Annotated in this window: 14 protein-coding genes and 1 pseudogene; 10 read left to right on the top strand and 5 right to left on the bottom strand. The window is 42.4% G+C overall.

Annotated features, from left to right (window positions below):
* Nucleotides 1-281: 281 nt before the first annotated feature.
* The 5 genes and pseudogenes from IQO02_RS01555 to IQO02_RS01535 all read right to left on the bottom strand — a co-directional run bounded on the left by IQO02_RS01555 (nucleotide 282) and on the right by IQO02_RS01535 (nucleotide 5,706).
* A complete protein-coding gene (locus IQO02_RS01555; protein WP_010440796.1) occupies nucleotides 282-881 on the bottom strand; it encodes a porin family protein in 600 nt (199 codons plus the stop codon).
* Between the two features lie 225 nt (nucleotides 882-1,106).
* Nucleotides 1,107-2,018, bottom strand: a pseudogene (locus tag IQO02_RS01550) (ISNCY family transposase); the annotation flags it as partial.
* Nucleotides 2,019-2,316: 298 nt separating this feature from the next.
* Nucleotides 2,317-4,041: an ATP-binding protein gene (locus tag IQO02_RS01545; protein WP_010440805.1), complete on the bottom strand. Its 1,725-nt coding sequence runs from the start codon at nucleotides 4,039-4,041 to the stop codon at nucleotides 2,317-2,319.
* The gene (locus IQO02_RS01540; RefSeq protein ID WP_016767202.1) at nucleotides 4,041-5,225 is read right to left on the bottom strand and encodes an FIST signal transduction protein; all 1,185 of its coding nucleotides are present in this window, start codon (nucleotides 5,223-5,225) and stop codon (nucleotides 4,041-4,043) included. Before IQO02_RS01540 ends, IQO02_RS01545 begins: the two co-directional genes overlap by 1 nt.
* 115 nt (nucleotides 5,226-5,340) lie before the next feature.
* Nucleotides 5,341-5,706, bottom strand: coding sequence for a hypothetical protein (locus IQO02_RS01535; protein ID WP_016767203.1), 366 nt, complete (start codon nucleotides 5,704-5,706; stop codon nucleotides 5,341-5,343).
* A 252-nt stretch (nucleotides 5,707-5,958) separates the two neighbouring features.
* Here IQO02_RS01535 and ccoN point away from each other — a divergent pair, with 252 nt between their 5' ends.
* The 10 genes from ccoN (at nucleotide 5,959) to uspE (ending at nucleotide 14,979) form a co-directional block, all read left to right on the top strand.
* Nucleotides 5,959-7,392 carry a cytochrome-c oxidase, cbb3-type subunit I gene (gene ccoN / locus IQO02_RS01530; RefSeq protein WP_008221953.1) on the top strand — a complete coding sequence of 478 codons (1,434 nt, stop codon included), beginning with the start codon at nucleotides 5,959-5,961 and terminating at the stop codon, nucleotides 7,390-7,392.
* An 11-nt stretch (nucleotides 7,393-7,403) separates the two neighbouring features.
* The gene (gene ccoO / locus IQO02_RS01525) at nucleotides 7,404-8,024 is read left to right on the top strand and encodes a cytochrome-c oxidase, cbb3-type subunit II (protein ID WP_016767204.1); all 621 of its coding nucleotides are present in this window, start codon (nucleotides 7,404-7,406) and stop codon (nucleotides 8,022-8,024) included.
* A 9-nt stretch (nucleotides 8,025-8,033) separates the two neighbouring features.
* Nucleotides 8,034-8,210, top strand: a complete 177-nt coding sequence (locus IQO02_RS01520) for a CcoQ/FixQ family Cbb3-type cytochrome c oxidase assembly chaperone (RefSeq protein WP_009846708.1) — start codon at nucleotides 8,034-8,036, stop codon at nucleotides 8,208-8,210.
* Entirely contained in the window at nucleotides 8,210-9,184 is a 975-nt protein-coding gene (ccoP, locus tag IQO02_RS01515; RefSeq protein WP_010440814.1) for a cytochrome-c oxidase, cbb3-type subunit III, read from the top strand. Before IQO02_RS01520 ends, ccoP begins: the two co-directional genes overlap by 1 nt.
* Before the next feature lie 85 nt (nucleotides 9,185-9,269).
* Nucleotides 9,270-9,749, top strand: a complete 480-nt coding sequence (locus tag IQO02_RS01510; RefSeq protein ID WP_010440816.1) for a FixH family protein — start codon at nucleotides 9,270-9,272, stop codon at nucleotides 9,747-9,749.
* Between the two features lie 5 nt (nucleotides 9,750-9,754).
* Nucleotides 9,755-12,127, top strand: coding sequence for a heavy metal translocating P-type ATPase (locus tag IQO02_RS01505; RefSeq protein ID WP_016784891.1), 2,373 nt, complete (start codon nucleotides 9,755-9,757; stop codon nucleotides 12,125-12,127).
* Complete coding sequence (gene ccoS, locus IQO02_RS01500; protein ID WP_010440820.1) at nucleotides 12,127-12,399, top strand: cbb3-type cytochrome oxidase assembly protein CcoS; 273 nt, start codon at nucleotides 12,127-12,129, stop codon at nucleotides 12,397-12,399. The genes IQO02_RS01505 and ccoS overlap by 1 nt, the downstream gene beginning before the upstream one ends.
* Nucleotides 12,389-13,063 (top strand): sulfite exporter TauE/SafE family protein, encoded by a 675-nt coding sequence (locus IQO02_RS01495; RefSeq protein WP_010440823.1) that lies wholly within the window; start codon nucleotides 12,389-12,391, stop codon nucleotides 13,061-13,063. Before ccoS ends, IQO02_RS01495 begins: the two co-directional genes overlap by 11 nt.
* Nucleotides 13,064-13,149: 86 nt before the next feature.
* Nucleotides 13,150-13,896, top strand: coding sequence for an FNR family transcription factor (locus IQO02_RS01490; RefSeq protein WP_010440825.1), 747 nt, complete (start codon nucleotides 13,150-13,152; stop codon nucleotides 13,894-13,896).
* A 132-nt stretch (nucleotides 13,897-14,028) separates the two neighbouring features.
* Entirely contained in the window at nucleotides 14,029-14,979 is a 951-nt protein-coding gene (gene uspE, locus IQO02_RS01485; protein WP_010440827.1) for a universal stress protein UspE, read from the top strand.
* The last annotated feature ends 91 nt before the right edge of the window (nucleotides 14,980-15,070 follow it).

Here is a 15,070-nt window from a genome sequence, read left to right as displayed (position 1 = left end):
TGTAAGTGCGAATGCATTGCATTTGATTGCTTAAGTGCCTTGTTTGTTCTTATAACTGATTGATAGATCAAAGTTTAAACACAAAATAGCTTCTGTTGTTAGTAGTTTTTTTTGCATTGTTTATCGTTAGCGTTGATGTATTGTGGAGAAAGATACAACGTAACGGAATAGAGTGCACAGGTAGGGTTAAAAAGCATGGATAAACTCAATTTAACGATTAACTCAAAGCCGAACTAAATGAGTTCGGCTTAATTTGTATAGTTCTTCATATTGAAGGTGGTTTAAAAGTGGTACCTTGCGCCAAGGTAAGCAGTTTGAGGTGAGACATCTATAGATTCAATTTCGACCTGTGCAAAGCGATAGCCAACATGAATGTCAATATTGTCTGTAACTATGGCGCCAAACTCACCACCAACTTGGTAACCAACTTCTGATTTAGAGTCGGAGGTTCCAAAGGCACGCGCTTCCATGTCCATAGAGCCTATACCAGCTAGAAGGGATACGTATAAATCTAATACATCACCTTTAACAATGAATTTTGGTTTTACGTTTAAGAAGAAAGCTTGTCCTTCAATATCCATTACATCACTAAAGTTCACTTTACCTATTTTTCGGTATTCAGCTTCTACTCCTAGTTTTACAACATCGTGGGTATTGAATTCATAACCTCCAACTAAATTATAACTAAGGTCGGATAGGTCAGATGAATCTTCAATTGCACTCCCGCGATATTCTAATTCAGTTTCATTATAAAAACCGATATCAACTCCAGTATAAAAGCTACCAAGATCTTTAGAAGGTTTTTCATTGTCATTAGCAAGAGCCTGAGAGCTGATACCAAAAGCGGTGAAGAAGGATAGAGCGACCATGCGGATTTTCATATTAAGCCTTTAATATAATGAGTTATTTATCTGGGGAATATGTTATCAAATACAAGCTTTTTAAATCAATGAGAATGCTCGTTAACTATCTGATTTTTAATGCTTATCATTAATAAAAACATCAATACCGTAGTTTTTTAACGGGTGAGATCAGACAATTTAATTATGTTACGATGTAACTTATTGTCGGATGGTCATTTAGCAAATATCGTCGAGTCCTTACTTTGACTCTCGAACCTGACGATGCATGTTTTTCAGGTATTGAGCGGGCTTAGCAAAGCGATGGATAAAATCGTCGATGAAGTAGGGAAGCCAGGCGTTGGCTTGTTCGATGGTGTCGATACTTTGTAAGCGCATCTCTTTAACCAGTCGGTCTTGCAGCGTGAGGTTGGCTCGCTCAACGCGGCCTTTAGCTTGAGAGCTCTTGGCACAGATGAGTTCTATGGCCAGTTTTTTCAACACACGGCCGTATTGAGTTTGGCCAACTTGTTTGTGTTTCTCCTGGTTCACTCGAAAAATAGAGTGCTTGTCACTGTAAAATGCGATGGGTTTACCGTGCTCATTAAGGTATTCATGCGTGGTCATCATGTAGTCAAACGCGGATTCTGTCTTGCTGAATCTTAGGTTCATCAGACGGCCAGTCGCATCATCAATGAACACCAATAGGCAGCATTTGTCACAGCGGCCTTCAAACCAGTCATGATGGGATCCGCCAATTTGGATAAGTTCACCCAAGCAATCACGACGGTAACGAGGCTGATAGACCCGAGGTTTGCGTTGTGAATGTGGAAGTCACAGTCCGTCGGCGATCATCCATTGACGTAAAGTTTCGTTTGATATGGGCAAGTTGTGCAGCTCAGATAACTTTTCTTGAGCGAGTGTTGGTGAGAAGTCGCTGTAGTTTTCACGGACAAGGCTTAGCACCGAGTTTCTATAACCACTCGAATAACGATGATTGCTAGGCTTACCGCGAGCGCGATGAGCCAATCCGCTCGCACCGTATTTACGAAGTCGGTTCATCAGGCGTTGGATGTGAAGGACATTCAAGCTGAGGATCTCGGCAGCATCGGCCCGACGTATCCGTCGCTGACACACATCTTCAATTACTTTAAAACGATTGATCTCTGAATCACTCATAGTCAGCAGCATGTTGTTATGTCCATAGCGTTTACCAATATCAATTAAGCCAGTGGTGATGAGCTAAAGGGACATTTTAACTTTGGAAAATAGTGACATTACAACTTTGCGCTTACAGCCTAACTGCGTATTATATGTATTATGTTAAATTGAGTTTAACAAGCATAGTATTAGTCTCTTTCTATAACGCCCCATCATTCCATTAGGCTTCAAATTAGGAGTCTATTTAACAGTGAGGCTATTTACCATAAAATACCTAATAAACATATTTCCTAATCTTCGATTAAGAATACGTTTATTAGATCTCAAGCATCAGTCTATCAATTGCCTCGGTGATTTCTTTGGTTCTCACTGGTTTGGTAACGAAATCATTCATACCAGCATCTAAGCAGGAATATTTATCTTCTATTGATGTGTGTGCTGTTAGCGCGACGATTGGCGTTTGAATGTTTGCGTCTCTCATACATTTGGTTGTGGTCAAGCCATCCATTACTGGCATAGAAACATCCATTAAAATAATGTCTATCGAATCATTGCCTCTTTCAACAAAGCCAATCGCTTCCTCACCGTTGCTTGCAATAAATACTTCGTGACCTTGTCGCGTTAGGATCAGTTTGATTACCATCTGATTCGTTGGGTTGTCTTCGACAACTAATACTGAATAACGGCTTCTTAGTTCTTGTGCACATTCATTCTGTTCGTCGTTTACGAGATCGTTAATTACTCTGGTAAGTACCGGCAACTGTACTTCAAATTTCGAGCCTTTGTCCGGTTCACTTTCTACAGATATACGCCCACGCATGAGTTCAACAAGTCGTTTCGTGATGGCCAAACCCAAACCGGTGCCGCCAAATCTACGAGTTATTGTGCTATCGGCCTGAATGAACGGACTAAATAATGAAGAAAGTTTCTGTGAACTGATACCAATCCCGGTGTCTTCAACTGTTATGTAGAATGAACTCTGTCGGTATTCAATAGAAACATGAACATGTCCGCGGTTAGTGAACTTAATCGCATTGCCAATTAGGTTAAAGAGAATCTGTGCCAAGCGGCTCGGGTCAATATAATGAAGTTCACCTTCAGGGATATCGCTGGTCACGGTGAGTTGAAGCCCTTTTTCGTCTGCTGCTTTTATTTGTTCAGATAAAACAAAAGTTACAGTGTCTCTAACATTGGTCCATTGAGGTGCAAGTGAGAAACATCCCGATTCTATTTTGGAAAAGTCCAATACGTCACTAATGATCGCTAATAGAAGCTCAGATGATGTGCTCATATTAAGCAGTATAGATTGTTGTTCTTCATTTAACTGTGTGGATTTTAATGCGTCAATCAATCCTATAATAGCGTTTAAAGGCGTTCTCAGTTCATGGCTCATCATAGCTAAGAATTCAGACTTTGCCTTGTTCGCTCGTTCCGCGTCTTTTCTTGCTGTAACAAGCTCTGCAGTACGTTCTCGAACAGTGGCTTCAAGCTTTTCTTTGTTCTCAATATCGAAAACAGCACGCTCTATCAGTGGTCGAAAACGGTTTAGGGTTGCTTTGGTCTCAATACTAAAGTGCTTGGTGTTGGAATGGACGAAAATAATAACAGATTGTGTCAGCCCACTATCAATACCTGTAATGAGAACTGAATTAATTTGGTCGAGAACGATGGGATGCAAAGAGTTGAATTCACCCAATGATTTGGGTTCAAAAAGGATGGCACATTCTCCGTTGATGACACGCGATAGCTTGCCACAATCAGTCCACAACATCTGTTCGAAGACTTTGTTATTGGTCAGCAGGGTTTTGAAATCACCTTCCTTCCCTACCCTTGATACCACAATAAAGTCATCAAACTTAATGTATTTTTTGAGTACATATTCCAAGCTTGAGAATATCTCTGATATGTTACTTGCCTTGCTGATCGCAGAGATAGTAGACAAGATCACTCTATTCTCTTCAGCCAGTTTACGCTCACGGGATTTTAGCTTTTGCAGTTCAATACGAGCTTCTTGCAGTGCTTCTTGACCTTCAGAACTCATTACTTTTTTAACCTATAGAAAGTTGCAGATGACACCATTAAATTTCCGTGTGCATTTTCGCCACCAGAGAGTCTTCCTTGCTCGCCAAAAGTAAATGGGCAGATGTATGGCAGCCCATTAAGTGCTTGATTTATTTGATCGCAAACCTCGTCCATGTCTTGTTTCAGATGTAGCATAGGTCCTGCACAAAATATGTTGATAGCGCCTAATTTTTCCTCGAGATCCATATCATTATAGTAAGAAGAATGGATTATGTTTGCAGCTCGGCTGATTAACTGTTGCTTAGAACCTTGCATCAAATAAATAGTATCGCCCTTATTGATGTCAGTGAACAGCTCGATTCCATTGCATTCTGTTTCTCTAATTGAATGTGATAATTTGAAATATGGATAATCGTATGAAGAACCGACTTTTCTGCCCAGTGGATAGACAGAGGATTTTTCGAAAATATATCCATCATCGCTACCGCCTAAATGGAAGTTTGTCCATTCGTTGTAAACGGTTGTGGCCGGCCGGTGGTCTATTTCCAGCAAAATTCTGTTTCTTACTTTGGTCACTATACCTGAATAACCAGTGGGAGTATGACCAGCACTGAAGGATGAGTAGATAGACTGAGAGGCAAAAATGACGGTTAGTGACACGCCATTGATAGAGATCGATTCTTCAGTAAATATGCTCCAATTTCCAGAAACCTGGTTGTCGGCAGCGCTTCCACCAATAATAGGCACCTCAGTACCGAATTTCTTATCGATCGCTGTCATCACTTTTTCTTCATTGCCAGGCGTCGAGTGAAGCAAGATGAGGTCGGGTATTTCACCTTCTCGATTGGCGTTCTGTAGTGCTTTATCGATGGCGTTGAAGGTACTGTGCTCTATGGTTTCACCAAAGTGCTCAATACCAGTACCATAAGCGTTGATCCCTGAGTCATAGATGATAAGTACACCAATCACAGGTCCAGAATGGAACCCAGTTTCGGTCATGATACCGTGGCAGGTGGTACATCCGTGTATCGGACTGTTTGGAAGAGCATCTACTAAATAGCGCTGTACAGCGAGCGTCGAGTACTCTTCTGTGCAGTAGCAAATAAGACAAGCAATTTCCTCGGCGTTTTCGACCCCGCTGAGCAACTCATCTATCGCGATGTTTTCACTTAAGGCATAAGAGACTTTTGATAGAAATTTCATAGATTTCTGGAAACTTTATTAATGCACTCTTTATAACACTTAAATGCATTGTGTTTCACTGATTTGGTACATATTTCTATCAAAAGAACCGAGGAGTAACTCAGTTTTGGCCTTATTACTCTTTTGAAAGGTTTACAGAAAACGTACTTACCTGTTGTGGAAATGTAACTGTTATTGAGGAGGTCTTAGCACTAGTTTGTAAAAGCCAATTTGTTGGGCTTTTTTCTTCTAAAATTTCGCTTCCATTATTACTAATGATAAATTTGCCAGTTTCAGATGTTTCAATTGAATACCCTAGGCTATCACCCGAAATCAAAACATTATGTTTATCAATACCAAATTCACAAGGTTTTGAAATTATACAGTTCACCGTCTTGTCGTTGTTGTATGTTACTGTTCTCCAAGTAAATGCAGCTATTAAAATAACCAACATGACGATAATTTGAACAAGCCTGCCCTTTGTTAGCTTTTGTGCCGCCATTATAATCTTTACTCCTTGTTACAAAGTTCAAAGTTTTTAAATAAAAATCCAATTCCAGACCAAGCGTAAGGTTACTACTCTGTCATTGATTTGTTAATTCAAGTATAGTGTCGCGTTGAAAATGCCACTTTTTTTTAAAATCAGCAAGTGGAAATAAAGCCCTGAATAGGCTGAATTTCCTTTTCTAATTTGGGTGGCATTACGACGTGAGTCGTGTTGGAAGTAAAGTGTAGTAAATAAGAAATTGGAAGCATGCAAATGAGCCAAGAAAAGCAGCTTGAACAAAACTACAACTATACGGTCGTCCGTCAATTTACCCTCGTTACAATTTTGTGGGGTATTGTCGGTATGGGCGTTGGTGTTTTGATTGCCGCTCAATTAGTTTGGCCACAGCTAAACTTTGATACGCCGTGGCTGACGTACAGTCGTTTACGTCCCCTGCATACTAATGCGGTTATTTTTGCGTTCGGTACAAGTGCGCTGTTTGCAACATCATATTATGTTGTACAACGTACCTGTCAGACGCGTCTCTTTGGTGGTCCTCTCGTAGCCTTTACCTTTTGGGGTTGGCAAGCGATTATCCTGTCCGCTGCAATTACTTTACCGTTAGGTTTAACCTCTGGTAAAGAATACGCAGAACTTGAATGGCCAATCGATATTGCTATTACTCTTGTGTGGGTAGCTTATGCGGTCGTGTTCTTCGGAACCATGATTAAGCGTAAGACATCGCACATTTATGTAGCTAACTGGTTCTTCGGAGCCTTCATCATCACGGTTGCCGTGTTGCACATCGTTAACAGCCTGGCTGTTCCTGTATCTGCGTTTAAATCGTACTCGATTTACTCCGGTGCGATCGATGCAATGGTGCAATGGTGGTACGGACACAATGCGGTAGGCTTCCTATTGACAGCTGGTTTCCTAGGTATGATGTATTACTTCGTCCCTAAACAAGCTGGTCGCCCTGTTTACTCTTACCGTTTGTCGATTGTTCACTTCTGGGCTCTTGTGTCATTGTATATCTGGGCTGGTCCTCACCACCTACACTACACTGCACTTCCAGACTGGACTCAATCTCTAGGTATGGTTATGTCTTTGGTACTGTTTGCTCCATCTTGGGGTGGCATGATCAACGGTATCATGACTCTATCTGGTGCGTGGCATAAGCTACGTTACGATCCGATCCTACGTTTCCTAATCGTTTCTCTATCATTCTACGGCATGTCGACTTTCGAAGGCCCTATGATGGCAATTAAAACGGTTAACGCACTATCTCACTACACGGACTGGACTATCGGTCACGTTCACTCTGGTGCGTTAGGTTGGGTTGCTATGGTTTCTATCGGTTCGGTTTACCACTTAGTTCCTAAACTATTTGGTCAAGAGCGTATGTACTCTGTATCTCTAATTAATGTTCACTTCTGGTTAGCAACGATTGGTACGGTTTTCTACATTGTTGCAATGTGGATTTCTGGTGTGATGCAAGGTCTGATGTGGCGTGCAGTTAACTCTGACGGTACATTGACTTACAGCTTTGTAGAGTCTGTAGAAGCCTCTTACCCGTTCTACTTTGTACGTTTCTTAGGTGGTTTCATCTTCCTATCTGGTATGTTCTTATTGGCATACAACACGTACAAAACTGTTTCAGCACCTAAAGATAGCCTTAAAGCTATCCCTCAACCGGCTTAAGGAGATTTAGAATGAGCTCAAATTCAAATAATCGCCATGAGTTGGTCGAGAAAAACGTTGGCTTACTAGCGATCTTGATCGTTATTGCTATCAGCTTTGGTGCTTTAGTAGAAATCACCCCTCTTATTTTCCAAAAGCAGACAACAGAACCTGTAGAAAACCTACGCGTTTACTCTGCTCTGGAAATGGAAGGTCGTGATATCTATATCCGCGAAGGTTGTAACGTATGTCACAGCCAAATGATTCGCCCTTTCCGCTCTGAAACTGAACGTTATGGTCACTACTCTGTAGCTGGCGAAAGCGTTTGGGAACACCCATTCTTATGGGGTTCTAAGCGTACGGGTCCTGATCTGGCGCGTGTTGGTGATCGTTACTCTGATGAGTGGCACCGCGTTCACCTTCTAGACCCTCGAGAACTTGTTCCTGAATCAAACATGCCTGGTTTCCCATGGCTTGCTGAGAACGTACTTGATGGCAAATTGACTAAACAGAAGCTTGAACTCTTCCGTAATCAATTTGGTGTTCCTTACACAGACGAACAAATTGCTAACGCTAAACAAGATGTTGAAGGAAAAACAGAGATGGATGCAATCATCGCTTACCTTCAATCGCTTGGCCACGCAATGAAATAAGGAATAATTATGGATATTATTACATTTCAAAGTGTTTGGACTGTTACTGTTTTTGCTTGTTTCATTGGCATCGTTTGGTGGGCATATGGCAAGAATCGTAAATCACGTTTCGACGAAGACGCGAACCTTGTGTTCGCAGACGACGAGCCGGCAACAAGTTCTAAAAATCAAGGAGTGACAAAGTAATGAGTACATTCTGGAGTATCTGGGTTAGTGCGATTACGATTGGTACCCTAATTGGTTGTGCGGTCTTACTTCGTTGGTGTTTTAAAGATAGAACAGGCGTAGAAGAAGGTCATGATATGGGCCACGAATACGATGGTATTCGCGAGCTTAATAACCCACTACCAAAATGGTGGACATACCTTTTCATCAGTACAATTGTGTTTGCAGCGGTTTACCTTGCTCTATACCCTGGCCTTGGCAACTTTAAAGGCCTACTCGGTTGGACAAGTTCAAACCAAGAAGTTCGCAGTATCGAAGAGTCTCGCTCTTCAATCGCTGCGGCTCAAGCAAACAAACAATTAGACGAGTACGCGAAAGAGCTTGATGATGCTAACACCTACTTTGGTGAAGCGTTCAAAAAGCTAGCTCACGACGAAAATGGTTTACGTTCTGTCCCTGATATTGCATCAGACTCTGACGCAATCAAAGTAGGCCAACGTTTATTCTTGCAAAACTGTTCTCAGTGTCACGGCTCTGATGCTCGTGGTCAGAAAGGTTTTCCTAACCTAACTGATGACGCATGGCTATATGGTGGTGAACCACAAGCTATCGTTACGACGATCATGCACGGTCGTGTTGGTCAAATGCCAGCGTGGAAAGACGCTCTAGGCGAGCAAGGTGTTAAAGAAGTAGTTAGCTATACTCTTAGCCTTTCTGGTCGTAGTGTTAATGTACGTGAAGCTGAAGCAGGTAAAGCACGTTTCGTCGTGTGTGCTGCATGTCACGGTACTGATGGTAAGGGTAACCCTGCAGTAGGTGCACCTGACCTAACAGACCGCGATTGGTTGTTCGGCGATTCTCGTGCTGATGTAACTGAAACAGTAATGAACGGACGTTCTGGCGTAATGCCCGCTTGGAAAGATATTCTAGGCGAAGACAAAGTTCAGCTTGTTGCATCGTACGTTTGGAGCTTAAGCAACTCGGATAATAAGTAACATTTCAATAACAGCCTCTTTCTAAGGGGCTGTCTTTCCTTTATTTTATAACCCCTTCTTTTTATTCTTTTTTGAGATATTTTTTATGGTAAAGCCTTGGTATAAACAGTTTTGGCCGTGGTTCTTAATCGCGTTGCCGGCGACAGTTGTGATTTGGACGATTATGACGGTGATTGTGTTCACTCAAAACTCTGTCGATTTAGTGACTGAGGATTACTATAAAAAAGGAAAAGGCATTAACGTCGATATTTCAAAAGTAAATATTGCAAAGGAACTCGGCCTATCAGCTACCGTTAACGAGAAAGGTAACTCAGTTGTCATTACTCTCGACAAAGGTAAGCTTGACCACTTCCCTGCTATTAACGCTATGTTCGTGCACAGAACATTGCCTGACCGCGATTTCACGCAGCTTCTTACTGCTGATGCGAAGGGTAACTATACGCTGACTCTAGACCACGAAATGCAAGGTCCATGGTTTATTGAACTATCTCCGCATGACTCTGAATGGTTGGTGCAAGGCCGCATGAACTTTCCTATTGATACACCTACTCAACTAACGAATTAAAGCTTATGTGTGAATCCTGTTATCACTGCGGTGAAGATGTACCAGCGGAAACGGATTTTGAAGTTGAGATTCTAGGATCGGCTCGTAAGATGTGTTGTCCGGGCTGCGAGACCGTAGCTCAGACCATCGTTGATAGCGGTTTGGTTTCTTATTATCAATACCGCACCGCTCCAGCTGAGAAAGCTGATCTTGTGCCAGAGCAACTTCTAGCACTCAGTCATTATGATAATGAAGATGTTCAATTAGAGTTCGTTCGTAACTCAGAAAACACCTCAGAAGTGACGCTGTCACTTGATGGTGTGTCTTGTGCTGCCTGTGCATGGCTGATTGAGAAGCAAGTATCCTCAAAACATGGTGTTGGCAGTATTCGTGTAAATACAACCACTAATCGTGCTTTGCTTAGCTGGGATAATACGCAAGTGAAACTTAGCGAGTTGTTATCGGCAATACATACACTAGGTTACAAAGCTGCACCTTTTGAAGCCGATCAACAAGAAGCCGCCTATCATCGCTCGATGAAAAACTATCTCTATCGTCTTGGTGTTGCTGGTTTGGCGACCATGCAAGTCATGATGTTGGCTGTGGCACTTTATCTTGAAGTGTTTGGTAGCTTGGAACCTGAATTCAAAAGTTACTTCCGCTGGGTTAGTTTGATCTTTGCAACGCCTGTACTGCTCTATTCTGCGTTACCTTTCTATGTCAATGCTTGGCGCAGTATTAAAGGCCGAACACTGGGTATGGATGTTCCGGTGTCGATCGCTTTGCTATTTGCCTACATCGCGAGTTTAGTGGCAACGGTAACCGAGCAAGGTGAAGTATTCTTCGAATCGATTTCGATGTTCACCTTCTTTTTATTGCTTGGCCGTTTCCTTGAAATGCGAGCACGCCGAAAAGCTGCGGCTGCGAGCGGAAACCTACTAAAGCTAGTTCCTGCTATGGCGACAACGCTAGACGGTGAACAAGTTCCGGTTAAAACTTTGAAGGTTGGCGATCAAATTCGCGTTCTACCGGGTGAACATATTCCCGCAGATGGCAAAGTATTGTCTGGCAGAATTCATATCGATGAATCCATGCTGACAGGCGAATCTATCCATGTGTTTAAGAATGAGGGTGATACGGTCTTCGCTGGTACATTGAATGGCGATGAATCGTTTGAATTGGAAGTGATGACGTCAAAAGCGGACTCAGTGATTTCCAATATAGTTCGCCTTCAAGATGAAGCTCAACTTTCTAAACCTAGAATTGCTGAAATTGCCGATGTAGTGGCTAGATATTTTGTGGCGGTAATTTTAATTATCTCATTCGGTACCTGGTTTTACTGGCACCAAACACGTCCAGAAGATGCTTTCTGGATCATGCTTTCAGTTTTAGTAGCGACGTGCCCTTGTGCTCTCTCTCTTGCGACACCTACAGCGATTACGTGTTCAACTTCCCGCATGGGTAACTTCGGTATTTTGCTGCGCAAAGGCCACGTATTTGAAACGCTTTGCAAAGTGAATCACTTGATCATTGATAAGACGGGAACCTTAACTGAAGGTGATATTCGTATCAGCCAAGTTGAAACTTTTGCAAATCTCGATAAAGACACTTGTTTACAAATAGCAGCTAGTCTCGAACAACACGCTAACCACCCTATTGCCAAAGCGTTCAAAGCCTTCATTGCAGATGATGTTGAAGTTGAATCTGTTAACAACGTGATTGGCTCAGGCATCACTGGTGAATGGAACGGACAAAAAGTTGCGATTGGCAGTAGCGAGTTTATTCTAGGTGAATCTCAACCATCTAAAAGCAATGGTATTTATTTGTCGATGACAGGTCGTCATATCGCAACGTTTACTTATGAAGACCCAATTCGTAAAGAAAGTATTGAGTTTATAAAAAAGTTCAAAGAAGCAGGTATCAAAACTACGTTGCTTACTGGGGATTCTTTGATTAACGCGAAACCTGTTGCGGAAGAAATTGGTATTGCCGATATTGTTGCTAACGCGAAACCAGAAGATAAGCTTGCTTACCTCAACTCTAGAGACGCAAGCGACATCACAATGATGGTTGGCGATGGCATTAATGATGCGCCTATCCTTGCTGGCGCCCACCTATCCGTTGCGATGGGTGGCGGTACGGATGTAGCGAAAGCCTCGGCTGACATGGTGCTCTTAGGTGATAAACTCGATAGATTACTTAAGTCGCGTACATTGGCACTAAAAACGCGTAAGATAATCCGTGAAAACTTAGCGTGGTCATTGGGATACAACTTACTTATCCTTCCACTGGCTGTCGCAGGTTTGGTTGCTCCATACATTGCCGTTGTTGGCATGTCTGCTAGCTCTATTATTGTTGTGTCTAACTCGTTAAGGCTTTTAAAAGAGCAAGGTAAATAATGGAAAGTTTATATATCCTCATTCCAATCGCGATCGTGCTTGTTTGTATCGCTGTCGGAATCTTTCTATGGGCCGTTAAAAGTGAGCAGTTTGAAGACCTTGAACGCCAAGGCCACAATATTCTTTTTGATGAAGACAGCCATGCTCACAATAACTCCGACAGCAAACCTGTTGTGAAAAGAAAAGCCGAAGTGATTACTCTTACCTCTGAGGAAAATCACGTTGACTTAGAAATCCAAACAGACTTAGAAAAAAAGAATGATGACGCCTGATTGGATCGGAGCCTTTCTTGTTGGGTTGATCGGTGCAGGCCATTGCATGGGAATGTGTGGTGGTATTGCTTCGCTTCTATCGATTGGCAACGCTAAACCTTCTCCTTTCATTCCCCTACTTTACAACCTCGGCCGTTTATCAAGTTATGCCGTTATTGGCGGTCTGATTGGTGGTGCCATTTCTTCTATTGGACAGTTGAGCGATTTCAATACCTTGTTAGCTTGGCTTCGCCTGTTTGCTGCGGTGTTCATGATCATCTTGGGACTATATATTGGTAAGTGGTGGTTTGGTTTGCTGTTCTTTGAAAAAGTTGGGCAAAAACTATGGCGCTATATATCTCCTCTTGGGAAATCATTTTTGCCGCTAAAACACCCTAGTCATGCGTTGCCGTTTGGCTTCATTTGGGGTTGGTTACCATGTGGCCTTGTTTACTCAATGCTTACGTGGGCTGCGGTATCAGGAAGTTGGTATAACGGAGCGGGAATTATGCTCGCATTTGGCTTAGGCACTCTTCCTGCCATGTTAACGGTGGGAATGGGCGCTAGTTTTCTCAAGAAACTGCAACAAGCTGACTTATTTCGCCAACTAGGCGCAATTTTAATCCTCATTTATGGCATCTATAGCGGATATATGGCGCTACAGCTCATTATTTATACCGTATAGAGCTTCCTTTAATCCGGTTTTTTTACTACCCAACCGGGTGAAGGAATGCTAAAATATTGACGTATATCAAATAGTGAAAGATTGTTATGATTTCTGAAAAGCCTGTGACGAAACGAGTTCAGTCTGGTGGCTGTGCAATCCACTGCCAGGATTGTAGTATTAGCCAGCTCTGTATCCCATTTACTTTGAATGAATCTGAACTCGATCAACTTGATCAGATCATTGAGAGAAAGAAACCTATTCAAAAAGGCCAAGAGCTATTTAAAGCCGGCGACGAGCTTAAATCTCTATACGCTATTCGCTCTGGAACGATCAAGAGCTACACGATTACCGAACAAGGTGATGAGCAGATTACTGCATTCCACCTAGCGGGCGATCTTGTTGGCTTTGACGCGATTACGGGTGATGTACACCCTAGTTTCGCTCAAGCACTAGAAACTTCTATGGTATGTGAAATTCCATATGAGATTCTTGATGACTTGTCAGGGAAAATGCCTAAATTGCGTCAGCAAATTATGCGCTTGATGAGTAATGAAATTAAAGGTGACCAAGAAATGATTCTGCTTCTTTCTAAGAAGAACGCGGAAGAACGTCTTGCAGCATTCCTTTACAACCTTTCTACACGCTTCTCTCAACGTGGTTTCAGCCCTCGAGAGTTCCGCTTAACGATGACTCGTGGCGACATTGGTAACTACTTAGGTCTAACTGTCGAGACAATTAGCCGTCTTTTAGGTCGTTTCCAAAAAGCAGACATCTTGAGCGTTAAAGGCAAATACATCACTATCGAAGATCACGATGCGCTGATGGAACTTGCTGGCGTTTCAAAAGAATAGTCTAGATATCAATGATGTAGTTCAATAATGAGCTACATCATGTTTCTCTCTTAAAACCTCTTATATTTCTCTTAATCTCCCCATAACTACGCTACATTATTTATATGTTCGGTCTAAAAAGTAGGCTTAGTTATGAGTATCTATAACAAAATTCTAGTTGTCGCAGACATTAATCACGATGAGCAACCTGCTCTGGTTCGTGCTATCCAACTCGCCAAGAAAAGCACTTCAACGAGTCGTATCACTTTCTTTTTGTCTATCTATGATTTCTCATATGAGATGACATCGATGCTTTCTGTCGACGAAAGAGACGCAATGCGCAAAGGTGTCATTCATCAGCGTGAGATCTGGATGAATAAAGTCGCAGAACCTTACCTTGATGATGCTATCGAATTCAACGTTCAAGTGGTCTGGCATAATCGCCCTTATGAGGCCATCATTGCAGAAATCTACAGTGGTGAGCACGATATTTTGATCAAAGGCACGCGTAAGCACGATACCTTAGAATCCGTGATCTTCACTCCAACGGATTGGCATCTATTGCGAAAATGCCCTAGCCCAGTGCTACTGGTTAAGAATGAGTTCTGGCCAGAGCATGCGAAGATTTTTGCTTCCGTTCACGTAGGTTCTGAAACTGAAGCTCACTTAGAGCTTAATGATACAATGGTCGACCGATTACTTGAGATCACTGGTCGTTTGGATGCTGAACCGTTCTTGGTTAACGCCTACCCTGTCACACCAGCGAATATCACAATCGAATTGCCCGAGTTTGACCCAACCTCTTATACTGATGCAGTTCGTGGCCATCACTTAACCGCGATGAAAGCACTACGCCAGAAACACGGTATGTGTGAAGAGCAAACTGTGGTTGAGCAAGGCTTGCCTGAAGATGTTATCCCACGTGTTGCGTCTGAAAACAGCGCTGCGATGGTTATTCTTGGTACAACTGGCCGTACTGGCTTGTCTGCTGTGTTTATCGGTAACACCGCGGAACATGTTATCGACAAGATTAACTGTGACGTGTTGGCTCTTAAACCGTCAGGTTACGTGAGCCCACTAGACCCTAACCTTTCGAAAGGTTAAGTCAGCGGCAAATTTAACTTATAAAAAACGCCTCAAGCATTGCTTGAGGCGTTTTTGTTTATCTAGAGCTGTGCCATTCCAAATACGAATG

Origin of the sequence: Vibrio sp. OPT24, assembly GCF_015163545.1 — a bacterium.
Lineage (GTDB): Bacteria > Pseudomonadota > Gammaproteobacteria > Enterobacterales > Vibrionaceae > Vibrio > Vibrio cyclitrophicus.
This window is presented reverse-complemented; position numbering and strand designations above follow the sequence as displayed.